The 20,613-nt window shown below is 65.4% G+C and carries 23 protein-coding genes; 11 read left to right on the top strand and 12 right to left on the bottom strand.

Features of this window, described 5'->3' with window-relative positions; all coding sequences use genetic code 11:
- Positions 1-610 precede the first annotated feature (610 nt).
- The 5 genes from rplM (at position 611) to erpA (ending at position 3,231) form a co-directional block, all read left to right on the top strand.
- On the top strand, positions 611-1,039 hold the full coding sequence (gene rplM / locus AC1DKD_RS09460; protein ID WP_017226025.1) for a 50S ribosomal protein L13: 429 nt from the start codon (positions 611-613) through the stop codon (positions 1,037-1,039).
- Between the two features lie 11 nt (positions 1,040-1,050).
- Entirely contained in the window at positions 1,051-1,422 is a 372-nt protein-coding gene (gene rpsI / locus AC1DKD_RS09455) for a 30S ribosomal protein S9 (RefSeq protein ID WP_477143210.1), read from the top strand.
- A gap of 219 nt (positions 1,423-1,641) precedes the next feature.
- Entirely contained in the window at positions 1,642-2,304 is a 663-nt protein-coding gene (locus AC1DKD_RS09450; RefSeq protein WP_477103879.1) for a DUF6776 family protein, read from the top strand.
- Positions 2,305-2,339: 35 nt separating this feature from the next.
- Positions 2,340-2,753 (top strand): bactofilin family protein, encoded by a 414-nt coding sequence (locus AC1DKD_RS09445; protein ID WP_045237844.1) that lies wholly within the window; start codon positions 2,340-2,342, stop codon positions 2,751-2,753.
- Positions 2,754-2,862: 109 nt separating this feature from the next.
- Positions 2,863-3,231 carry an iron-sulfur cluster insertion protein ErpA gene (erpA, locus tag AC1DKD_RS09440; protein ID WP_017225530.1) on the top strand — a complete coding sequence of 123 codons (369 nt, stop codon included), beginning with the start codon at positions 2,863-2,865 and terminating at the stop codon, positions 3,229-3,231.
- Between the two features lie 83 nt (positions 3,232-3,314).
- On the opposite strand, the gene AC1DKD_RS09435 is transcribed toward erpA, so the two are convergent.
- The gene (locus tag AC1DKD_RS09435) at positions 3,315-4,112 is read right to left on the bottom strand and encodes a phytanoyl-CoA dioxygenase family protein (RefSeq protein ID WP_441629162.1); all 798 of its coding nucleotides are present in this window, start codon (positions 4,110-4,112) and stop codon (positions 3,315-3,317) included.
- A 92-nt stretch (positions 4,113-4,204) separates the two neighbouring features.
- On the opposite strand from AC1DKD_RS09435, the gene AC1DKD_RS09430 reads away from it, so the two are divergent.
- Positions 4,205-5,116 carry a LysR substrate-binding domain-containing protein gene (locus tag AC1DKD_RS09430; protein WP_477111575.1) on the top strand — a complete coding sequence of 304 codons (912 nt, stop codon included), beginning with the start codon at positions 4,205-4,207 and terminating at the stop codon, positions 5,114-5,116.
- 19 nt (positions 5,117-5,135) lie between these two features.
- Here the strand turns inward: AC1DKD_RS09430 and AC1DKD_RS09425 are convergent, their stop codons facing one another.
- Positions 5,136-6,278: an anhydro-N-acetylmuramic acid kinase gene (locus tag AC1DKD_RS09425; RefSeq protein ID WP_441629158.1), complete on the bottom strand. Its 1,143-nt coding sequence runs from the start codon at positions 6,276-6,278 to the stop codon at positions 5,136-5,138.
- Positions 6,279-6,294: 16 nt separating this feature from the next.
- On the bottom strand, positions 6,295-7,671 hold the full coding sequence (locus tag AC1DKD_RS09420; RefSeq protein WP_477143209.1) for a peptidoglycan DD-metalloendopeptidase family protein: 1,377 nt from the start codon (positions 7,669-7,671) through the stop codon (positions 6,295-6,297).
- A gap of 228 nt (positions 7,672-7,899) precedes the next feature.
- On the opposite strand from AC1DKD_RS09420, the gene tyrS reads away from it, so the two are divergent.
- The 5 genes from tyrS to AC1DKD_RS09395 all read left to right on the top strand — a co-directional run bounded on the left by tyrS (position 7,900) and on the right by AC1DKD_RS09395 (position 11,682).
- Complete coding sequence (gene tyrS / locus AC1DKD_RS09415) at positions 7,900-9,141, top strand: tyrosine--tRNA ligase (protein WP_477143208.1); 1,242 nt, start codon at positions 7,900-7,902, stop codon at positions 9,139-9,141.
- A 19-nt stretch (positions 9,142-9,160) separates the two neighbouring features.
- Entirely contained in the window at positions 9,161-9,631 is a 471-nt protein-coding gene (gene dtd / locus AC1DKD_RS09410) for a D-aminoacyl-tRNA deacylase (RefSeq protein WP_441629154.1), read from the top strand.
- 31 nt (positions 9,632-9,662) lie between these two features.
- Positions 9,663-10,223, top strand: a complete 561-nt coding sequence (locus tag AC1DKD_RS09405; RefSeq protein ID WP_441629152.1) for a dihydrofolate reductase family protein — start codon at positions 9,663-9,665, stop codon at positions 10,221-10,223.
- Between the two features lie 47 nt (positions 10,224-10,270).
- The gene (locus AC1DKD_RS09400; RefSeq protein ID WP_441629150.1) at positions 10,271-10,930 is read left to right on the top strand and encodes a YbhB/YbcL family Raf kinase inhibitor-like protein; all 660 of its coding nucleotides are present in this window, start codon (positions 10,271-10,273) and stop codon (positions 10,928-10,930) included.
- Positions 10,931-11,007: 77 nt separating this feature from the next.
- Positions 11,008-11,682 (top strand): histidine phosphatase family protein, encoded by a 675-nt coding sequence (locus AC1DKD_RS09395; RefSeq protein ID WP_441629148.1) that lies wholly within the window; start codon positions 11,008-11,010, stop codon positions 11,680-11,682.
- 19 nt (positions 11,683-11,701) lie between these two features.
- Here the strand turns inward: AC1DKD_RS09395 and AC1DKD_RS09390 are convergent, their stop codons facing one another.
- The 9 genes from AC1DKD_RS09390 to dusB form a co-directional block, all read right to left on the bottom strand.
- Positions 11,702-12,427: a queuosine precursor transporter gene (locus AC1DKD_RS09390; protein ID WP_477143207.1), complete on the bottom strand. Its 726-nt coding sequence runs from the start codon at positions 12,425-12,427 to the stop codon at positions 11,702-11,704.
- Positions 12,428-12,545: 118 nt separating this feature from the next.
- The gene (locus tag AC1DKD_RS09385) at positions 12,546-13,130 is read right to left on the bottom strand and encodes a BPSL1445 family SYLF domain-containing lipoprotein (RefSeq protein ID WP_441629144.1); all 585 of its coding nucleotides are present in this window, start codon (positions 13,128-13,130) and stop codon (positions 12,546-12,548) included.
- 311 nt (positions 13,131-13,441) lie between these two features.
- On the bottom strand, positions 13,442-14,509 hold the full coding sequence (ruvB, locus tag AC1DKD_RS09380) for a Holliday junction branch migration DNA helicase RuvB (RefSeq protein ID WP_477143206.1): 1,068 nt from the start codon (positions 14,507-14,509) through the stop codon (positions 13,442-13,444).
- Between the two features lie 127 nt (positions 14,510-14,636).
- Positions 14,637-15,218: a Holliday junction branch migration protein RuvA gene (ruvA, locus tag AC1DKD_RS09375; RefSeq protein ID WP_045237857.1), complete on the bottom strand. Its 582-nt coding sequence runs from the start codon at positions 15,216-15,218 to the stop codon at positions 14,637-14,639.
- 158 nt (positions 15,219-15,376) lie between these two features.
- Positions 15,377-16,552 (bottom strand): glycerophosphodiester phosphodiesterase, encoded by a 1,176-nt coding sequence (locus AC1DKD_RS09370; protein ID WP_441629141.1) that lies wholly within the window; start codon positions 16,550-16,552, stop codon positions 15,377-15,379.
- 59 nt (positions 16,553-16,611) lie between these two features.
- Complete coding sequence (ruvC, locus tag AC1DKD_RS09365; RefSeq protein WP_045237859.1) at positions 16,612-17,157, bottom strand: crossover junction endodeoxyribonuclease RuvC; 546 nt, start codon at positions 17,155-17,157, stop codon at positions 16,612-16,614.
- Positions 17,158-17,586: 429 nt separating this feature from the next.
- On the bottom strand, positions 17,587-19,161 hold the full coding sequence (gene purH / locus AC1DKD_RS09360) for a bifunctional phosphoribosylaminoimidazolecarboxamide formyltransferase/IMP cyclohydrolase (protein WP_441629139.1): 1,575 nt from the start codon (positions 19,159-19,161) through the stop codon (positions 17,587-17,589).
- A gap of 16 nt (positions 19,162-19,177) precedes the next feature.
- Positions 19,178-19,411 (bottom strand): Fis family transcriptional regulator, encoded by a 234-nt coding sequence (locus tag AC1DKD_RS09355; protein ID WP_006156396.1) that lies wholly within the window; start codon positions 19,409-19,411, stop codon positions 19,178-19,180.
- Positions 19,408-20,484, bottom strand: a complete 1,077-nt coding sequence (gene dusB / locus AC1DKD_RS09350) for a tRNA dihydrouridine synthase DusB (protein WP_035867993.1) — start codon at positions 20,482-20,484, stop codon at positions 19,408-19,410. Before dusB ends, AC1DKD_RS09355 begins: the two co-directional genes overlap by 4 nt.
- Between the last annotated feature and the right edge of the window lie 129 nt (positions 20,485-20,613).

Below are 20,613 nucleotides of genomic sequence, written 5' to 3'. Positions count from 1 at the left end.
GTTTTCCTCTAAGATGACAGTACGATGACAGTGTACGTTTCATCTAAGCATTTGATTTTATTGGATAAAAATTAAAATCCTGTGCTCTGACAATTTTTTACAATGCGAAATGACATTTCGCACTGCAAATTCCCTTGCGCTGCGAAGGCGCTCGTGTATAATTTGAATCATTGAACGACGGCGCACACGGCGCCGCAGAGTGCGAAAGCGAACCGCACCACGAGCCAGCCCCGTCGATCTCCCAGTGTCTCCTCCACCCTCCTCCTTTGGTGGATTCAAACCCAAGCTCGATAGCTTGGGTTTTTTTTATTCTGCGCCCGCCGGCGCAAGCGCGCCGGGCCAGCCAAGTGCTCGTTGCGCTGCTTCTGGCCGTCGCCATCGGTTTGGCGACGAACCACCGGCGGCAGGGATGGCACCATCTTGACGCAATCCCCCAACTTTGCTTGTACTTGTGCCTGATTCCGCAGTATACTCGTCGGCTTTTCCGTCATGCCCGCGGGAAAGAATTCAGGGAGAGCCTGCACACACAAGCAGGAAGGTCAGATCCTAAGGGTCGACCGACGACGCAAGTCATGTTTCGGGCAGGTTCTACAAAGTCTCAGGAAAAATCATGAAGACCTTTTCCGCAAAGCCTGCAGAGGTTAAGCGCGACTGGTACGTGATTGACGCGACGGACAAAGTCCTCGGCCGTGTTGCCAGCGAAGTGGCACGCCGACTGCGCGGCAAGCACAAGCCGGAATTTACTCCGCACGTCGACACGGGTGATTACATCATCATCGTCAACGCAGCCAAGCTGCGTGTCACGGGTACCAAAGAAACCGACAAGAAGTATTATCGTCACTCGGGCTACCCGGGCGGCATTTACGAAACGACGTTTGGCAAGATGCAGCAGCGTTTCCCGGGCCGCGCCCTGGAAAAAGCTGTCAAGGGCATGTTGCCGAAGGGCCCGCTGGGCTATGCAATGATCAAGAAGCTGAAGGTTTACGCCGAAGCTGATCATCCGCATGAAGCACAGCAGCCTAAGGCGCTGGAAATCTAAGGGGGCCATCCATGATCGGAAATTGGAATTACGGTACTGGCCGCCGCAAGAGCGCCGTGGCTCGCGTCTTCATCAAGTCGGGCAAGGGCGATATCATCGTCAACGGCAAGCCCATCAGTGAATATTTCGCTCGCGAAACCTCGCTGATGATCGTGCGCCARCCGCTCGAACTGACTGCCAACGTAGAGACCTTCGACATCAAGGTCAACGTAAGAAGGTTGGTTTCCACAAGGCGCGTCGTCGGAAGCAATTCTCGAAGCGTTAATGTGTGTTCGGCGGATCCGGTGCAACCGGATCTGGCTGCGCAAAAAAAACCGCACGGTTCGCCGTGCGGTTTTTTTTTGCCGTGCCTGGCTGCAAGACGCGGGAGTTGCGCTCAATGACGGGTTTTAACCACCTTTTACAAATACTTTGCATCTCCCCGGATACAATCCCTGCTCCTGTCGCCCGGAGAACCCGCCGATGAACCGTTGGCCAGACAACCCGCACCGCGCCGGCCTGCCTGCGCTGTGCACCCGTGGCGCATGAAGTACCGTTTGCCGCGCCCGCGCCGGAGTTCGCTGTCCAGGCGCCTGGCGGTACGTTCGCATCTGCCGTGGCCGATGCGCGCGCTGGCCGCGGTCCTGGTTGTCGTTGTGGGGGCGCTTGTCGCAGGGTGGGCGTATGACGCCGGCCGGCGGCTGACGGGCGCGGCACCGGACATCACGGCGGAGAACGCGGCGCTGCGGCAGCAGGTGGCGTCGATGGCGGCGCAGCGTGAACGCTTGCAGGCGGTGGCCAATACGGCCGAAGCACAGCTGCAGATGGCGCGTGCCGCCCAGGAAGGCCTGGCCCAGCAGTTGAAGGCGGCGGAAGGCGAGGTCGCCCAGGTCAAGGAGGATCTGGCCTTCTTCGAAAGCCTGTTGCCGGCCAGCGGCAATACCTCCGGCATCCATGTCCGGAGTTTTCGCGTCAGTCTCGATGAGGCCGACGCACTGAAAATGCATTATCGCTTGCTGATAATGCAGGGTGGATCCAAGGCTTTTTCATCCTTGCCTGAATTCCGGGGTGAGTTACAGTTGGTCGTTTCGCTGATGAGGGATGGCAATCCGGTCACTTTGAGCCTGCCCGAAGCCGGGACCAGCGCGCTGCCGGGCTTGCGCCTGACGCATTACCAGCGGATCGAAGGTGCTTTCGCGCTGCCCGCCGGTGCCGTGGCGCGGGCGGTGACAGTACGAATTTTGCAAAACGGTCAGTTGCGCGCGACCCAGACGGCAATGCCGTGAGGCTTGCGCTGGGCCAGCAACGAGAAGAGGGACCTATGTTGTTTTCCAAGAAGAAAGGCCTGGCGATCGATACCCTGATTGGCCAGCACAGCGTGATCGAGGGCGACCTGACATTTTCGGGTGGTCTGCGCCTGGATGGACGGGTGCGCGGCAATGTGACGGCTGCCGCCGATCAGACCAGCATGCTGGTCATCAGCGAAAAAGGCGTGGTTGAGGGCGAAGTCCGCGTCGGCCACTTGATCCTGAACGGTACCGTCACCGGCCCGGTGCACGCTACCGAACTGCTGGAGTTGCAACCGCATGCGCGCGTGCAAGGTGAAGTGCACTACGCTGCGCTCGAAATGCACCAGGGCGCGTTAGTGGAGGGACGTCTGGTGCCGCTGGGCGGCGGCGAACCCAAGGCACTCCCCAACCTGCTCCTCGCCTCGGGTGCGCAGGAATCCGCCTGATACCGCATCTCCGGTCAGTCCGGGCAGCAGAACCCCTTGAATTCACAGGGTTTCGGCACGATCTTGCCAGAGCGCTTAAAATACAGGCGTATCTAAATAGGAGAACCCCATGAACGCAGTCGCAGAGGCACCCGTTACCGAGGACATGCCGGCCCCGTTCGTCTTTACCGACAGCGCTGCCGACAAGGTCAAGCAGTTGATCGAGGAAGAGGGCAATGCCGATCTGAAACTGCGCGTGTTCGTGCAGGGCGGCGGTTGTTCCGGCTTCCAGTACGGCTTCACCTTCGATGAAGAGGTGAACGAGGACGACACTACGCTGGACAAGAACGGCGTCACGCTGTTGATCGATTCGATGAGCTACCAGTACCTGGTGGGCGCGGAGATCGATTACAAGGAAGACATCAACGGCGCCCAGTTCGTGATCAAGAACCCCAACGCAAGCACCACCTGCGGCTGCGGCTCTTCGTTCTCGGTGTAAGGCTCGCCAGCGCGCCGCGGATTCGGCGGCAATAGAAAAGCGCACCTCGGTGCGCTTTTTTGTTGCTCAGGACCGCCGACGGCTTATTGATCTCGGCGCCACACAACCGGAAACCAGTCCTCGCGCATCCGCTCGCCGCTGCGCAGTCCGATTCCGGGGAAGGGCGGCGAGGTGCGCCCCGGCCGCTCCAGGTAGCGCACGTCGTCGCCCAGGAAACGGGCCGAGAAGGCGCGGCGGCGCCCCGTGCCGGCATTGCCCGCGGCGCCATGCACCGTGCGGAAGTCGAATACCACGGCATCTCCCGGCTCCAGTTCCGGCATCAGGATGGCGTGGCTGCCGTCGTCCACGTCCGGCATCTCCATGAACTGGTCGTCGCCGGCATAGAAATTCTCATTGCTGGCCCAGCGCTTTGGCCGCACCAGCTTGGGCCAGCGGTGCGAGCCCAGCACCACGCGCAAGGTGTTGGCCGTGGTGACCGGGTCCAGCGGGATCCAGTAGCTCGCGGTCTGCAATCCGTCCACGCAGTAATAAGGCAGGTCCTGGTGCCAGGGCGTGGGCTTGGCCGTGCCGGGTTCCTTGACCAGGATGTGCTCGTGGAACACTTGGACCGCCTCGGCCTGCATGATCTGCCCGGCGATCGCGGCGGCCGGGGAGTGCTCGATGAATCGGGCGAAGGGCGCGATGCGCTGCCAGTTACAGTAATCCTCGAAGAAACGGCCGCGTTCGCCGGTACCCACGTTCTCGATGGCGAAGGGGCCGGGCTCGGCGAGATTCTGCTCGAACCCTTCACGCAGCGAAGTCACCCAATCGGCGAAGGCGCCGCGCAGTACCAGGGCGCCGTCGCGCTGGTATGTCTCGATGTCGTCTGCAGTGATTTGCATGATGGTCCCTTGGGTGGCTGGTCCGGGACGAGTATCGGGCCAGGGCATCAATAGGAAAAGAATATATTTCCTATGTTGTAGTATAGGAAATCATGATCGCGTTCTCCTTCCGCCAGCTTGAGTACTTCGTCGCCGCCGCAGAGCACGGCAGCATCAGCGCCGCGGCTCGCGCCCGTCACGTATCGCAGCCCTCGGTGTCACAGGCGGTGGCCCAGCTCGAAGAGGTGCTGGGCGAAACCTTGTTCCGGCGTCAGGTGAGCCGCGGGCTGGAATTGACGCCGGCGGGACAGCGGTTGCTCGGGCGCGCGCGCGATATCCTGGCGCTGGCGGCCGGCCTGGTCACGGAGGGCGCCGGAGAGGCGGCGCGTGGCCTGAGCGGGCAGCTTTCTCTGACGTGTTTCCAGGACCTCGGCGCCTATTACGCGCCCCGGCTGCTGGCCGGATTCCGCCGCCTGCATCCGCACGTTGCCGTCACGCTGTTCGAAGCCGACCTGGCCACGGTGCACCGCGCGCTCACTGCCGGAAAGGCGGAACTGGCGCTGACCTACGATCTGGGTTTCGACCAGCGCATCCCGCGCTGGATACTGGCCCGGCTGGAGCCCTACGCGTTGCTGCCCGCCGGCCATGCGCTGGCCGGGCAGCCGAGCGTGAGCCTGAAGGACCTGGCGGGCGAGCGGCTGATCCTGGAGGACATCGCGCAGACACGCGAGTACTTCCTCTCGCTGTTCTGGGCACATGGCCTGCGGCCGCAACTGCACCAGTACACCCAGACCTTCGAGATGCAGCGCGGGCTGGTGGCGCATGGCTATGGCGTAGCCCTGTCCTGCACGCGGCCGGCGGGCGATCACAGCTATGACGGCCGACCCATCGTCTGCCTGCCGCTGCGCGAAGCCGTGACRCCCCAGCGCGTAGTGCTGGCGCGTTCGCCGGCAATGCGGCCTTCGCCGGTCGCCGAAGCGTTCATCCAGTGGGTTTACGAGGCGGGGCACGCCGAGCCGGCATAGCGGCGCAGATGCCCGCGTGCTATCGCGGGTAGAGCGCGCCCAATACGCGCGGACCGGCTGCGCCGGTGACGGTCGGCACATTGCCGGGTGCTCGCCGCAGCATCTGGCGCGCCAGCCAGGCAAAGGCGATGCCTTCCACCTGCGATACCGGTACGCCCAGGTCGTCCGAGCTTTGCACCGTCACGCCGGGGAGCGCCCGCGCGAGCAGCGCCATCACGAAGCTATTGCGGGCGCCGCCGCCGCAGACGATCAGCCGCATGGCGTCGGGCGCGTGCGCGCGGACATCTCGGGCGATGGCCTCGGCCGTCAGCGCGGCCAGCGTGGCTTGCACGTCGGCGGGATCAAGCGGCTGGCCGAGCTGGGCGAGATGGCTCTCCAGCCAGGCGGGATGGAAGAGGTCGCGGCCGGTGCTTTTGGGCGGGGCCACGCTGAAGTAGGGCTCGGCAAGCAGGCGCGCCAGCAAGGCCTGGTCGACCTTGCCGCTGGTTCCCCAGGCGCCGTCGGCGTCGTAGGGCAGGCCGTGGTGCCGGTCGATCCAGTAGTCGAGCAGCACATTGCCCGGACCGCAGTCGAAGCCGGTGACGGGACGTGCCGCATCGCTTTCGCCAGCGGCCGGCAGCACGCTGATATTGGAAATGCCGCCGATATTGCAGGCCACCCGCGTCTCGGCTGCATCGCCGAAGAGGGCCTGGTGCAGCGCAGGTACCAGGGGCGCGCCCTGGCCGCCGGCGGCCACGTCGCGGCTGCGAAAATCGGCCACCACATCGATACCGGCAAGCTCGGCCAGCAACGCCGGCTGCTGGCTCTGGCGCGTGTAGCCGATGCCGTCGTAGAGGCCGGGCCGGTGGCGCACGGTCTGGCCATGCGCGCCGATCGCCGCGATGGCGGACGGTGCCATGCCGGCATCGCGCAGCAGCATCGCCACACAAGCGGCATAGACGCGCGCCAGCCCGTTGGCGGCCAGCGCCTCGCGGTGTATTTCATCGTCGCCTGGCTGCTGCAGCGCCGCGAAGGCCTCGCGCAGTTCGGCCGGGAAGGGCTGGTGGGCGGCCGCGAGGACCGCGGGACGCGGTCCCGAGAAATCCACCAGCACGCCGTCCGCGCCGTCCATGCTGGTGCCGGACATGATGCCGATAAAGCAATCCGGGGGTGCGGTCTGCATGCTGGCTGCGGCTCGTTTAGTTGTTGGCGGAAGCCACGTTGTAGGTGCGCAGCGCGTTGATGCGGCTCAGCATCTCGCTCGTATAGCTCAGGAACTGCTGGCGCGCCGGGCCCGACAGCGCGGGCGTGTCGAGCGCGGCGATGGCCAGCGGGTTCAGCGGCACGTCGTTGACGCGGAACTCATAGTGCAGGTGCGGGCCGGTGGCCCAGCCGGTCTGGCCAACGTAGCCGATGACCTGCCCCTGCGACACGCGCTGCCCGCGCTGCATGTTGGCAAAGCCGGACAGGTGGGCGTAGTAGGTGGAGTAACCGCTATGGTGCTTGAGGATGACGATGTTGCCGTAACCGTTCTGCTGGCCGACAAACTCGACCTGGCCGTCGCCCGCGGCCATGACCTTGGTGCCTGAAGGCGCGGCAAAGTCCACGCCCTTGTGTTGTGCCCATTGATGGTGCAGCGGGTGGTCGCGTCCGCCGAAGCCCGACGATACGCGCGAGAACKCCACCGGCGAGCGCAGGAACGGCCGCTTCATGCTGCGACCGTCAAAAGTGTAGTAAGCGCCCTGCGTGCTGCCTTCCGGGGCATACCAGAGCGCCTGGTGCAGCTGGTTGTTGTTGATCAGCTCGACCGCGACCACCCGGCCATTGCGCACAAAAGTACCGTCGCGGAATCCGGCTTCGTACACGATGCGGAAGCGGTCGCCGCTGGTGATGTCGTGATGGAAGTCGATCACGCCGGAGAAGATCGAAAGCATCTGCTGCACGATGTCGTCGGGCACGCTGGCCGCATCCATGGCCTTGAAGAAGCCGCCTGTGGCGATCGCGCCGGACAGCATCTCGTAGTGCAGTTCGTTTTTCACCGATTGCACGCGCGCCTTGTAGACCGGTTCGTCGTCGCCGACGCGCTCGATGACCAATTCGCGCGAGGCCTTTGCGTCACCTCCGAGGTTGGCCTGCAGCGACATCAGCAGGTTGTTCTCGTCGACCTCGGCCTGCACGGTCTGGCCGGGGTTGAGCTCGAACAGGCCGCGCGCCGTGGTGTTGCGGCGGATAAAGGCCTGCGCATCGGGGTCGTCCACGCCGAGCCGCTTGAGCAGGCTGGCAATGGTATCGCCGCGCTGCATGCGCTCCTCGCGCACAAAGGTGGCGTCGGTTTCGGTAAGCTGTTCTAGCTGGGCGCGCAAATCCGGCAGCCGGATGGCCTCCCGTACACGTGGAGCCTGGGGGTCGTCGTAAGCGTTACGGGGGGCCACGCCCATGGCGGCGGCCATGCCCAGCGTGAACACCGTGCCAACCGCTGCCGTCAACTGCTTGCGCCTTCGGGCGTGCAGGGCATTGGTCGGATCGACTAGAACCACCAGCTCACGCGCGAAAACTTCGCGGAGTCTGGACCACATCACGTAAAATTCACTCTTTGGTTCGGGCTGCGCTGCCGCGACGATTTTTTGCCTCGTCTGCCTTCCTCCCCCGAGGTGCGGCGCCTGCCATATTGGTTTGCCGCCTAGAATGGCGGTTGGCCCACGGGATTGTTCCCGTCAGCACAAGAAGCGCGGATTATACCAAAACCGGCCGCAAGCCGTTTTTGAGCCCCGTCTGAATTTTCATGTTTTTCAAAGACTTACGTCATGACTGAAGTTTCCTCCGGCGCTGCCACCTCCTACCCCCTCACGCCCTCCGTGATGCACGCGCTGGAGGTGTCCAAACGCGGTTGCGACGAACTGCTGGTCGAATCCGAATGGCTGGCGAAGCTCGCGCGCAGCGAGGCCACCGGTGTGCCGCTGCGCATCAAGCTGGGCCTGGACCCGACCGCGCCCGATATCCATATCGGCCACACGGTGGTGCTCAACAAGCTGCGTCAGTTGCAAGACCTGGGCCACCAGGTGATTTTCCTGATCGGCGACTTCACCTCCACCATCGGCGATCCTTCCGGGCGCAACGCCACCCGTCCGCCGCTGACCCGCGAGCAGATCGAGGCGAATGCCCAGACCTACTACAGCCAGGYCAGCCTGGTGCTCGATCCGGCCAGGACGGAGATCCGCTACAACAGCGAGTGGTGCGACCCGCTGGGCGCGCGCGGCATGATCCAGCTGGCCGCCAAGTACACCGTGGCGCGGATGATGGAGCGCGACGACTTCACCAAACGGTTCCGCACTGGGATTCCCATTTCGGTGCATGAGTTCCTTTATCCGCTCATGCAGGGCTACGATTCCGTCGCGCTCAAGGCCGACCTGGAGCTTGGCGGCACCGACCAGAAGTTCAACCTGCTGGTCGGGCGCGAACTGCAGAAGGAATACGGCCAGGAGCAGCAGTGCATCCTGACCATGCCGCTGCTGGTGGGCCTGGACGGCGTGGAGAAGATGTCCAAGTCCAAGGGCAACTACATCGGCGTGGCCGAAGCGCCGGGCGAGATGTTCGGCAAGCTGATGAGCATCTCTGACGACCTGATGTGGAAGTACTTCGAGCTGCTGTCGTTCCGGCCCATGAGCGAGATCGACCTGATGAAGCAGGAGATTTCCCTGGGCCGCAACCCGCGCGACTGCAAGGTGATGCTCGCGCAGGAGATCGTCACGCGCTTCCACAGCGCCGCCGATGCAGACCGCGCGCTGGAAGATTTCAACCACCGCGCGCGCGGCGGCGTGCCCGACGATATCCCCGCGGTCAGCCTGATCGGCGCACCGCTGGGTATCGCCCAGTTGCTCAAGCAGGCCAACCTGGTGCCGTCCACCTCGGAAGCCAACCGCAATATCGAGCAGGGCGGCGTCAAGATCGACGGCGCCATCGTCAGCGACAAGGGTTTGAAGGTGGCTGCCGGCACCTATGTCGTACAGGTGGGCAAGCGCCGTTTCGCGCGCGTGACGCTGGCTTGAGCCCGGCCGGGAACCGCGCATGATCGCGCTGATCCAGCGGGTCGCACAGGCCCGCGTCACCGTCGGCGGACGGACCACCGGCGAGATCGGCGCCGGGCTGCTGGCGCTGGTGTGCGCCGAGCGCGGCGATACCGAGGCGCAGGCCGAGCGCCTGCTCGCCAAGTTGCTGGCCTACCGCATATTCTCCGACACCGACGGTAAGATGAACCTGCCGGTGCAGGACATCGATGGCCGCGGTACGCGCGGCGGCCTGCTGGTGGTGTCGCAGTTCACGCTGGCCGCCGATACCAACAGCGGCACGCGGCCAAGCTTCACCCCGGCCGCGGCGCCGGCGGACGGCGAACGCCTGTACAACCATTTCGTGGCCAGGGCGCGCGCTGCGCATGGCGAGGTGCAGACCGGCGAGTTCGGCGCCATGATGCAAGTCAGCCTGGTCAATGACGGGCCCGTCACGTTCTGGCTGCGGGTACCGCCCGCCGCCGCGCGCTGATGCCGTAGCCGCCGCGCCCACAGGATCGCCGATGACCCAGACCGTTACCCTTTTCATTGCCACCAGCCTCGACGGCATGATTGCCTCGCCCGACGGCGGGGTGGACTGGCTGTTTACCGCCGGCGACTACGGCTTCGAGCCCTTCCTCGCCAGCGTCGACCGTATCGTGTCGGGCCGTGTCACCTACGAGCAGAGCCTCGGCTTTGGGCCGTGGTCCTATGGCGACCGCCCCTTCCACGTGTTCAGCAGCAGCGCCGAACCGCTAGCGCGGCCCGAAGGCGGACCCTGGCGGATCGAACAGGAGGCCGAGCCGGTGCAGCAATGGCTGGCCCGCTTCAAGCATGAGCACAAGGACCGCGACGGGCACATCTGGCTGCTCGGCGGCGCGCAGGTGGCGCAGGCTTGCCTGGCCGCCGGCCTGGTCGATGCGATGGAACTGTTCGTCCATCCCGTCGTGCTGGGGCAGGGCATTGCCCTGTTCACCGGCAGCGGGCGTTCGGACTGGCGCCTGGAGGCGCATCGCGCTTTCGACGACGGCCTGCTACAACTCAGCTACCGCCTTACCTCACCGCCGGGACCGGCCACGGCCTGATCCCGCACGCCGCGCTGCGCGCGGCGCCTACCAGCAAGGAGAGACACATGAAACTCTGTAGCAAGGCTTTTGCCGACAACGGGCCCATTCCCGTCGAATTCGCCTTCTGTGCGATCGATCCCGCCACGCACGTGACACTGTCGAGCAACCGCAATCCCGACCTGCACTGGGACGAGGCCCCGGCCGAGACGCGCTCCTTTGTGGTGATCTGCCATGACCGCGACGTGCCCAGCCGTGGCGATGACGTCAACCAGGAAGGCCGCGAAGTGCCCGCCTCGCTGCCGCGCGTGGACTTCTTCCACTGGGTGCTGGTGGATATTCCGCCCGGCCTGCGCACGATTTCGGCCGGCAGCCACAGCGATGGCGTGATCGCTCGCGGCAAGCCGGGCCCCGAGGCAACCGGCGGCACCGCCGCCGCGGGCGGCCTGCGCCACGGCGTGAACGACTACACCGGCTGGTTCGCCGGCGACCCGGACATGAAGGGCGATTACTACGGCTACGACGGCCCCTGCCCCCCGTGGAACGACACCCTGGTGCACCACTACGTGTTCACCGTCTACGCGCTTGACCTCGACCGCCTGCCGCTGGATGGCACCTTCACGGGGGCGCAGGTGCGCGAAGCGATCCAGGGCCACGTACTGGCGCAGGCAGCGATCACGGGCACCTATACCCTCAATCCGAAGCTCGCCGGCCACCCGGCACAGTAAGCTACCGGCAGGCGGTGCGAAGGTACTGTCTGCCAGGGCCGCCACGAGACCGCGTRGCGTCGCGTAAAGGAAACGGCATGTCGCAATTGCCCGGGCCGCATTCGCTGGCCTTCACCCACCTGATCCTGATTCGTCACGGTGAGACCGCCTGGAACCGCGAGCGGCGCCTGCAAGGGCAGCTCGACATCCCGCTCAACGCCACTGGCGTGGCACAGGCAGATGCGCTGGCCCGGGCGCTGGCGGCAGAGCCCATCGACGCGGTCTACGCCAGCGACCTGTCGCGCGCAATGCAGACGGCGGAGCCGCTGGCCGGGGCGCTCGGCCTCGCAGTGCAGCCGGATCCCCGTCTGCGCGAACGCTGCTACGGTGCGCTCGAAGGCATGACCTACGCGGAAGTGGCCGAACAATTGCCCGAGGATTTCGCCAGGTGGCAGGCGCGCATCCCGGACTATGCGCCCGATGGCGGGGAGTCCTTGCTGGCCTTCCATGAGCGCGCGGTGGAAGCCGCGCTGGCGCTGGGGCGCCGCCATCCCGGCGAGCGCATCGCCCTGGTGGCGCACGGCGGTGTGCTGGACTGCCTGTACCGCGAGGCCAACGACATGACGCTGGAAGCGCCGCGGCGACATGAACTGCTCAACGCCAGCATCAACCGCCTGCGCTGCGACAGCGTGCGGCTGACGGTCATGCAATGGGCCGACGTGGACCACCTCGAAGCGCTGACCCTGGACGAAGTCGACCGCCGGGTCCCTTAGCCCCGCTGGCCGCTGCCCGTCAGACGCGCAGGCGGAAGGGCGTGAAATTGGTGTTGCGGTCGTAGTAGTCTTCGCGTTCGGCCTGCTTGAGGAATCGCACCACCTTGTAGGTGACCGGCGTCATCACCACTTCCCAGCCGGTCTTGAGGATGTATTGGGCGATGGCCACCTGGATCACCTTTTCCAGCGGCCATATGCCGTAGAAGGCGATCACGTAGAACAGCGAGGAATCGACCAGTTCACCGGCCAGCGTGGAGCCGATGGTGCGCGTCCACAGCCAGCGGCCTTCGGTCCACAGCTTCATCTTGGCCAGCACGTAGCTGTTGGCGAAGCTGCCGCAGCAGAACGCGATCAGCGAGCCCAGCGCGATGCGCCAGGTATTGCCGAAGACATCTTCCAGGCTCTTCTGGTAGTCGCCCATGAAGGGCGCCACCGGCATCTTCAGCACCACCAGGCTCATGAAGGTGGCGAACGCCAGGKCGGCGAAGCCGGCCCAGACCACGCGGCGGTCGCGCCCGTAGCCGTACACCTCGGTCAGCACGTCGCCAAAAATATAGGAAATCGGGAAGAACAGCACGCCCGCGCCGAAGGTCACCGGGCCGATCCACGGCAGCGTGACCTGGGCCGCCTTGGCCGCGCCGATAAGATTGGAGCAAAGCAGGACCGTGACGAACGCCACCATCACGAGGTCGTAGTAACGGTAGACGCGCCCGGTGTGGCCGGGCGTGGCTGTGGATGTGGTCATCGGGGTGTTCCGGGGGCGGCCTTGCCGCGATTATGCCAGCCACGCAAACACCGTGCCTGTGACGCAGGCGAACGCAGCCCTGGCCCGGAGGCCAAGGCTGACCGAAATGGCCCCGGGGCTAGATGTTCAGCTTGCCGATCTTGGAGCCATCCAGCGAGATGTCGAACATCAGGCCTGCATTGGTCTGCACGAAGCCGATCACCGGCTGCTGGCCGGTGATGGTATCGAGCTTGCCATTGGCTCCGACCTTGGCGAGCGCCACGCTGGCATCGGCGCCGACCGTCCAGCCGCTGCTGTTGACGAACTTGTTGTAGGCCTCGGGCGTCATGAACATCAGCACCACGGCCTTGGACTGGCCGCCTGCCGTCAGGCCGATCATGCCCGAGGTGGTGCGGTAATAGCCCACCGACGCTCCCTTGGAGCGCAGCACGCCTTCGCCATATTCGCCGCCGATCCCCAGGCCTGCCGACAGCACGCGCGGGAAGATCAGGATCCCCTGCGCGCGATTGGCCAGTTCGCGCGAGCCATCGACCGTCGAAAACAGCCGGTTGATTGCGCCATCGGCGCCCGCGTCGATCTCTTGCCTCTTTGCCGCGGCATCGGTTGGCGAATTGGTGCCCGTGGTGGTGCAGCCCGCGGCAAAGGCSGTGGCCACGACCAGGCCCGAGCCCGCCATCCGGGTAACAAACTGGCGTCGATTCATGTGCTCTCTCCTGTCTGGGAAAAGTTAGCCGGCCGTCTGGCGTCTGACGTCGCCGTGTTTCGGCGGTCGGGGCTAAGTCATTGTGGACAAGGAGGCAGCCGCCAGCAATGCACGACAAAAGAATTGTCTGCGGGGCTCGAAAGTATTTAATGCGGGGAGCGTTGGGAGGAATCCTATGCGTCGCCTGTGGCGGCCCGAGTGCGGGAAGCGGTCGCGAGGGCTACGGGGAGACCGGGCTACAACCGCCTGGCCTCAACGTCAGGATCCCCCCTTGCGTGCGCACGTTGTTGCAAGCGGTTGCTCTTTCCGGCTTACGCCGGCGGCAGCTCGCCGCTTTCGACGCTCTCGCCGGGCGCGGCCAGGCCGAAGTGGCGGTAGGCGGCGGCAGTGGCCATGCGGCCTCGTGGCGTGCGCTGCAGGTAGCCCTGCTGGATCAGGAAGGGTTCAAGCACGTCCTCGATGGTGTCTCGCTCCTCGCCGATGGCGGCGRCAAGGTTGTCGACGCCTACCGGGCCGCCGCTGAATTTGAGCAGGATCGCTTCCAGCAGCTTGCGATCCATCAGGTCGAAGCCGACTGCGTCCACGTCGAGCATGGCGAGGGCGGCGTCGGCGATGGTGCGTGTGATGTTTCCGTCTCCCTTGACCTCCGCATAGTCGCGCACGCGGCGCAGCAGGCGGTTGGCGATCCGTGGCGTGCCGCGCGCGCGGCGCGCGATTTCCAGCGCGCCCATCGGGTCGATGCGGGCCCCCAGCAATTGCGCGGAGCGCGTGACGATGCGGCCCAGTTCCTCGGCGGTGTAGAACTCCAGCCGCGCGACGATGCCGAAGCGGTCGCGCAGCGGGTTGGTCAGCATGCCGGCGCGGGTGGTGGCGCCGAYCAGSGTGAASGGCKGCAGRTCGAGCTTGAYCGAGCGCGCGGCCGGGCCYTCGCCGATCATGATGTCGATCTGGWAGTCYTCCAKSGCCGGGTACAGSAYTTCCTCGACCACCGGCGASAGGCGRTGGATCTCGTCSAYGAACAGGACGTCGTTGGCTTCCAGGTTGGTCAGCAATGCGGCCAGGTCGCCGGGGCGCTCCAGCACCGGGCCGGAGGTCTGGCGCAGGTTGACGCCCATCTCACGGGCAATGATGTGCGCCAGTGTCGTCTTGCCCAGTCCCGGCGGCCCGAACAACAGGACATGGTCGAGCGCTTCGCGGCGGTTGCGCGCGGCATGCATGAAAATGTCCAGCTGGCCGCGCACTTTCTCCTGGCCGACGTATTCGTCGAGCAGCTTGGGACGCAGCGCCCGCTCGAACGCCTCCTCGTTGGGGGAGACGGCGGTAGGGGCGATCACGCGATCGGCGCTCCGGTCGGTGGCTAGCTTGTCGGTTTCGATCATGTTTCTGGTGCGGGCAAAGTGGTTGGATTGTAGCCCTTCCGGGCACGGCGCCGGCCGCACGGGCCCGGCGCAGCCAGCGCAGACTCAATCCTGGAGGCCCCTCCGGCTTGCCCTCGATCCGGCCCGGTCAGCCCTTGGACAGGGATTTCAGCGCCAGCTTGATGCCGTCAGACACGCCGGTGCCCGCCGGCACCTGCTTGATGGCCAGCGCCGCCTCTTTCTCCGAATAACCGAGCGCCAGCAGCGCGTTGAGGATGTCGACGGCGTTGTCGTGCACCGGCGTGCTGCCGGGCGCGTGGCCAAGCTCGGCGCCGAGCTTGCCCTTGAGTTCGAGCAGCAGGCGCTCGGCGGTCTTCTTGCCGATACCCGGCACCCGCGTCAGGCGTCCGGCTTCCTGCAGCGTGATCGCCTGCGCCAGCTCGCTGACCGACATCCCCGAGAGCACCGCCAGCGCCATGCGCGCGCCGATGCCGGTGATCTTGATCAGTTCGCGGAAGGTGTTGCGCTCGGTGGCGCTGCCGAATCCGTACAGCAGGTGCGCGTCCTCGCGCACGATCTGCTGCGTCAGCAGGGTGACGGGCTGGCCGACGGCGGGCAGGTTGTAGAACGTACTCATCGGCACGTCGATCTCATAGCCGACGCCGTGGCAATCGACCAGCAGATGCGGGGGATTCTTCTCGATGAGTGTGCCGGCGATGCGTCCGATCATGGTGTGGTGTCTGCTGCGAATTGCGGCGCGCGCGCCTGGAATCAGTGAAGTGCGACAGCAGCGGCGCCCGAAGCGTCTCGCCATCGCGAAGCCCGCCAGTGTAGCCCAGCGTGCGGCGCGCCGGCGATCCGCGCGCCGCTTTCCCGGTTTGCTCCGGGCTAGCGTCCCGGTGTGTCCACCGCTTGCCGGCCCAGCGCCGGATCATCAGTGAAGAAGCCGTCGATACCGGCGGCGAGGAAGGCCTGTACCTCGCGCACCATGCCGGCGGGACTGCGCGTGGCATCGTCGCCGCCGGTGCGCAGGTTGCGCGGCAGGAAGCTGTTCTCCGGGCGGAAGGTATAGGGATGGACCAGCAGCCCGGCGGCGTGCGCGCTGCGCACCAGCGCGGTCGGCGTGCCGAGGTTGCCGCTGGCGTCGCGCGGCACCACGCTGGATTTCTCCGGGCCGATGCCGTTGGCGTAGCTGGCCACCTCGCGCAGCCCGACCGGCGTCATCATGTCGGCGAACGTGCGCGTATCGCCGGCCAGGCGCCAGTCGGCCGGGCGGTTCCTGGCGCCGCCCATCAATTGCACGAGCTTCACGTTGGGCATGCTGTTGCCCAGGCGCTGGTGCAGATCGCGCAGGTTGCCAGTCTCGAACGACTGCACGAACACCGGCGCGCTGCGCGTGTATGCGTGTGCCCGCAGCGTGGCCACCAGCTTTTCTTCCAGCGGCAGGCCGATGCCGCGGAAATAGCTCGGGTGCTTGGTTTCCGGATAGAGCCCGATCACCCGTCCGCTGCGCTGCGAAGCCCTGGCCACCATTTCGATGATTTCGTCGAAGGTGGGGATTTCGTACTTGTCGTTGTACTGGGTATTGGCCTTGCGCAACTGCGGAATGCGCTCGCGCGCGCGCAGCGTCTTCAGTTCGGCCAGCGTGAAGTCTTCGGTGAACCAGCCATCCAGGCGCTCGCCGTCGATCACCTTGATGCGCTTGCGGCTGGCGAACTGCGGCAACTCGGCTACGTTGGTCGTGGTGCCGATCTCGTTCTCGTGGCGGGCCACCAGCACGCCGTCGCGGGTCATTACCAGGTCAGGCTCGACTACATCGGCGCCGTCCTCGATGGCGCGCTCGTAGGAAGCCAGCGTGTGTTCCGGGCGCAGCGCACTGGCGCCGCGGTGTCCGATCACCAGGGCCTTGGGTGCGGCAGGCGCCGGGCTCGGGGCCGGAGTTGCGGGCGTGGTGGCAACAGGCGGCGCCGCGCAGCCGGAGAGGATCGCGGCGGCAAGCGCGGACAACAGTGCGGGCACGCGGAGGGATCGGGACGAACTCAAGGCGCGGAACGAGCGGGGCATGCGGCATCCTTTGACAGGGAACCGCTCGATTGTAAGAGACTTGCCGGTGCCGGCCGGGACTAGCCGATCAGGCGGCCGCGCCGTACGCGCATGCCTTTGCGTATCAGGTCCGGAGCCAGCCCGGTCAGCGCGTCGAGCGTGTTGCTGCCATTGGCATGGCAGATGGCCATGCCAAGCGCATCGGCGGCGTCGGAGCTGGGCCGGCCCGTCAAGCTCAGCAGGCGCATCACCATCTCCTGCACCTGCTCCTTGTTGGCGCGGCCGTAGCCGACGACTGCCACTTTCAACTGGAGGGCGGTGTACTCGAACACCGGCAGGCCGTAACTCACCAGGCCGCAGATTGCCGCGCCGCGAGCCTGGCCCAGCAGGAGGGTGGATTGCGGGTTGACGTTGACGAACACCTTCTCGATCGCTGCGCAATCGGGGGCGTAGGTGCGGGTGACTTCGCTGATGCCGTCGAAGAGGGTCTTCAGCCTTGCAGGCAAGCCGCTGTCGCCGTCGCTCTTGATGGTGCCGGAGGCGATGTAGGTTAGCTTGTTGCCGTGCTTTTCCAGCACGCCGAAGCCGGTGGTGCGGAGRCCGGGGTCGATGCCGAGGATACGCATGGGGTTTGTTGCTCGGCTAATGAGGGTGATTGCGTGATTGGGGGATTGTAGCGCTGAGTTTGCTTTTGGGGATTTTTGGGGGGTGTAGCTAAAGGCAACTGCTTGACTTCAAAGTCAAAGGCTTAAAGTCAAAAGCAGTTTCACCACCCCTGCGGGGCGGCGACCTACTTTCTTGTCTTGCCAAGAAAGTAGGCAAAGAAGGCGCCCCATACGGCCTGGTACACCTTGACGGCTCGCTTCGCATCGCGGGCTGGTGTGGCCCGCCCCTGGGGCGCTCCACACGGCTACACCGAATTTTGATCGGGCGATATCGCTGTTTCTTTGTGCTGGTTGGCRCCCTCTCCCGCTTGCGGGAGAGGGCGGGCGCTTGCTATGCCACGATGGGTTGTTTGCCCAGCCCGTGACAATCGCCCGGACCAGGCCCGGACCTCAATGCCGGAAGTGGCGGACGCCGGTCAGCACCATCGCCACGCCGCGCTCGTCCGCGGCGGCGATCACTTCGTCATCGCGCATGGAGCCGCCCGGCTGGATCACGCAGGTGGCACCTGCGTCCACCACCACATCCAGGCCGTCGCGGAACGGGAAGAACGCATCCGAAGCCACCGCCGAACCCGTCAGCGTCAGCCCTGCATTCTGTGCCTTGATGCTGGCGATCCGTGCCGAATCGACCCGGCTCATCTGGCCGGCGCCAACGCCCAGCGTCATCCCGCCGCCACAGAACACGATGGCGTTCGACTTGACGAACTTGGCCACGCGCCATGCAAACATCAGGTCGGCCATTTCCTTCGGGGTCGGCTGGCGCTTGGTCACCACGCGCAGTTCGTCCTGTTGCACGTTCCGGGCGTCCGGGCTCTGCACCAGCAGGCCGCCGCCGACGCGCTTGAAGTCAAACGGGTTGAGGCCCGCGCCCAGCGGGATTTCCAGCAGGCGCACGTTCTGCTTGGCGGTGAACACCGCGCGCGCGCCGGCGGTGAAGGACGGGGCGATCAGCACTTCGACGAATTGCTTGGCCACGATCTGCGCGGCGGCTTCGTCGAGTTCGGCATTGAAGGCGATGATGCCGCCGAAGGCCGAGGTCGAGTCGGTCTTGAAAGCCTTTTCATAGGCTTCCAGCGCGTTGGCGCCTACCGCCACGCCGCACGGGTTGGCGTGCTTGATGATCACGCAGGCGGCGCCGTTGGCGGGGCTGAAGGACTTGACGCATTCCCACGCGGCGTCGGCGTCGGCGATGTTGTTGTAGGACAGTTCCTTGCCCTGCAGCTGCTTGTAGTTGGCCAGCGCGCCTTCGGGTGCCTTCAGGTCGCGGTAGAACGCGGCCGACTGGTGCGGGTTCTCGCCGTAGCGCATTTCCTGCACCTTTTCGAAGGCCAGGTTGAGCGTCTGCGGGTAGGCGCTGCGAGTCTGGTGCGACTTGTCCGCGCCGAGGCTGGTCAGGTAGTTGGTGATTGCACCGTCATACTGCGCGGTGTGGGCGAACACCTTGGTGGCCAGGCGGAAATTGGTCTCGTAGCCGACGCTGTTGGCGTTGGCGCGCATTTCGGCCAGCACCGGCGCGTAGTCGGCCGGGTCCACCACGACGGTGACGTCGCGGTGGTTCTTGGCAGCSGAGCGCAGCATGGTGGGGCCGCCGATGTCGATGTTCTCGATGGCGTCCGGCAGCGTGCAGTCATCCTTGGCCACGGTCTGCTGGAACGGGTACAGGTTGACCACCAGCAGGTCGATGGTGGGGATGTTGTGCTCGGCCAGCGCGGCCATGTGCTCGGGCAGGTCGCGGCGGGCCAGGATGCCGCCATGCACCTTCGGGTGCAGGGTCTTGACGCGGCCGTCGAGCATTTCGGGGAAACCGGTGTAGTCGGCCACTTCCGTGACCGGCAGGCCGGCTTCGGCGAGCAGCTTGGCGGTGCCGCCGGTGGAGAGCAGCGTGACGCCGAGCGTGTTGAGCTCGCGGGCAAATTCGACGATGCCGGTCTTGTCGGATACGGAGAGGAGGGCTTGCTTGATCATGGCTGTGGGGAACACTTCAAAGTAAACCGTGCTGCTGCAACTTCTTGCGCAGCGTATTGCGATTGATGCCCAGGTAGGCGGCAGCGAGCGACTGGTTGCGCTCGGCGCGCGCCATCACTGCTTCAAGCAGCGGCCGTTCCACGGCTTCGAGCACCATGTTGTACATATTCGACGGCTCTTCGCCGTCCAGGTCGCGAAAGTAGGCACCCAGGCTGTCCCGGATGCACTGGTCGATAGCGTTGCGGCTCATGCGGCAAGCAACTCCCCGTTATTGTTGTTGTTCGACTCGTTGCGTTTCTCTTCGTCGGCGTCGTCCGCGCCCTCCTCCACGTAGACCAGGCGCTCGGACAGCTGCGCCTGCTCGTCGAAGAAGGCGTTGACCGCGGCCAGCTGGGCCGTGGTGCTGTCCAGCGTGTTCATGCGGTGGCGGAACAGGTTGGCGCCGGCCAGGCCGCGCGTGTACCAGGCAATGTGCTTGCGCGCGGTGCGCACGCCGGTGAACTCGCCGTAGAAGTCGTAGTGATCTTCCAGATGCGCGTTCATGATGGCGCGGATTTCGGCGACTTCCGGCTGCGGCAGCAGCTCGCCGGTGGCGAGGTAGTGCTCGATCTCGCGGAACAGCCAGGGCCGGCCCTGCGCCGCGCGGCCGATCATGATGGCATCGGCGCCCGTCACGGCGAGCACATGCTTGGCTTTTTGCGGCGAGGTGACATCGCCATTGGCGACCACGGGAATCGAGACCGCTGCCTTGACCGCGGCAATGGTCTCGTACTCGGCTTCCCCCTTGTACAGATCGGCGCGCGTGCGGCCGTGCACGGTGAGCATGCTGATGCCGGCATCCTCGACCATGCGGGCCACGCGCAGCGCATTGCGGTTCTGGCGGTCCCAGCCGGTGCGGATCTTGAGCGTGACGGGCACGCGGTCGCCAACCGCGGCGACCACCGCCTCGACGATGCGAACCACCAGCGGCTCGTTCTGCAGCAGCGCCGAGCCGGCGGCGACATTGCACACCTTCTTCGCCGGGCAGCCCATGTTAATGTCGATGATCTGCGCGCCGCGATCCACGTTATAGCGCGCCGCCTCGGCCATCATGGCGGGCTCCGCACCCGCGATCTGGACCGAGATCGGCTCGACTTCGCCGGTGTGGTTGGCGCGGCGCATGGTCTTCTCGCTCTTCCACAGCTGTGCGTTGGAGGCGACCATCTCGGACACCGCATAGCCCGCGCCGAGCTGCTTGCACAGCTGGCGGAAGGGCCGGTCCGTCACACCGGCCATGGGCGCGACGAACAGGTTGTTGCGGAGTTGGTGCGGTCCGATTTGCACGATATAAGACTGGCGAGGGCCGCCAGGCGGCCCGCAACGAGACAAAAATGAAAATGGCATACCCTGCCGAAACGTTGCTCGGCGTCATTCAGTGGGCATGTGCGAGGGCAGGATTTTACCGCCAAACGG

The organism is Cupriavidus sp. 05T313 (assembly GCF_056396665.1).
This window is presented reverse-complemented; position numbering and strand designations above follow the sequence as displayed.

Excerpts from the sequence above, each read along its gene's own strand:
- rplM (WP_017226025.1), top strand. The coding sequence starts at position 611 with ATGAAGACCTTTTCCGCAAAGCCTGCAGAGGTTAAGCGCGACTGGTAC.
- AC1DKD_RS09450 (WP_477103879.1), top strand. The coding sequence starts at position 1,642 with ATGCGCGCGCTGGCCGCGGTCCTGGTTGTCGTTGTGGGGGCGCTTGTC.
- AC1DKD_RS09445 (WP_045237844.1), top strand. The coding sequence starts at position 2,340 with ATGTTGTTTTCCAAGAAGAAAGGCCTGGCGATCGATACCCTGATTGGC.
- erpA (WP_017225530.1), top strand. The coding sequence starts at position 2,863 with ATGAACGCAGTCGCAGAGGCACCCGTTACCGAGGACATGCCGGCCCCG.
- AC1DKD_RS09435 (WP_441629162.1), bottom strand. The coding sequence starts at position 4,112 with ATGCAAATCACTGCAGACGACATCGAGACATACCAGCGCGACGGCGCC.
- AC1DKD_RS09425 (WP_441629158.1), bottom strand. The coding sequence starts at position 6,278 with ATGCAGACCGCACCCCCGGATTGCTTTATCGGCATCATGTCCGGCACC.
- dtd (WP_441629154.1), top strand. The coding sequence starts at position 9,161 with ATGATCGCGCTGATCCAGCGGGTCGCACAGGCCCGCGTCACCGTCGGC.
- AC1DKD_RS09405 (WP_441629152.1), top strand. The coding sequence starts at position 9,663 with ATGACCCAGACCGTTACCCTTTTCATTGCCACCAGCCTCGACGGCATG.
- AC1DKD_RS09400 (WP_441629150.1), top strand. The coding sequence starts at position 10,271 with ATGAAACTCTGTAGCAAGGCTTTTGCCGACAACGGGCCCATTCCCGTC.
- AC1DKD_RS09395 (WP_441629148.1), top strand. The coding sequence starts at position 11,008 with ATGTCGCAATTGCCCGGGCCGCATTCGCTGGCCTTCACCCACCTGATC.
- ruvA (WP_045237857.1), bottom strand. The coding sequence starts at position 15,218 with ATGATCGGACGCATCGCCGGCACACTCATCGAGAAGAATCCCCCGCAT.
- AC1DKD_RS09370 (WP_441629141.1), bottom strand. The coding sequence starts at position 16,552 with ATGCCCCGCTCGTTCCGCGCCTTGAGTTCGTCCCGATCCCTCCGCGTG.
- AC1DKD_RS09355 (WP_006156396.1), bottom strand. The coding sequence starts at position 19,411 with ATGAGCCGCAACGCTATCGACCAGTGCATCCGGGACAGCCTGGGTGCC.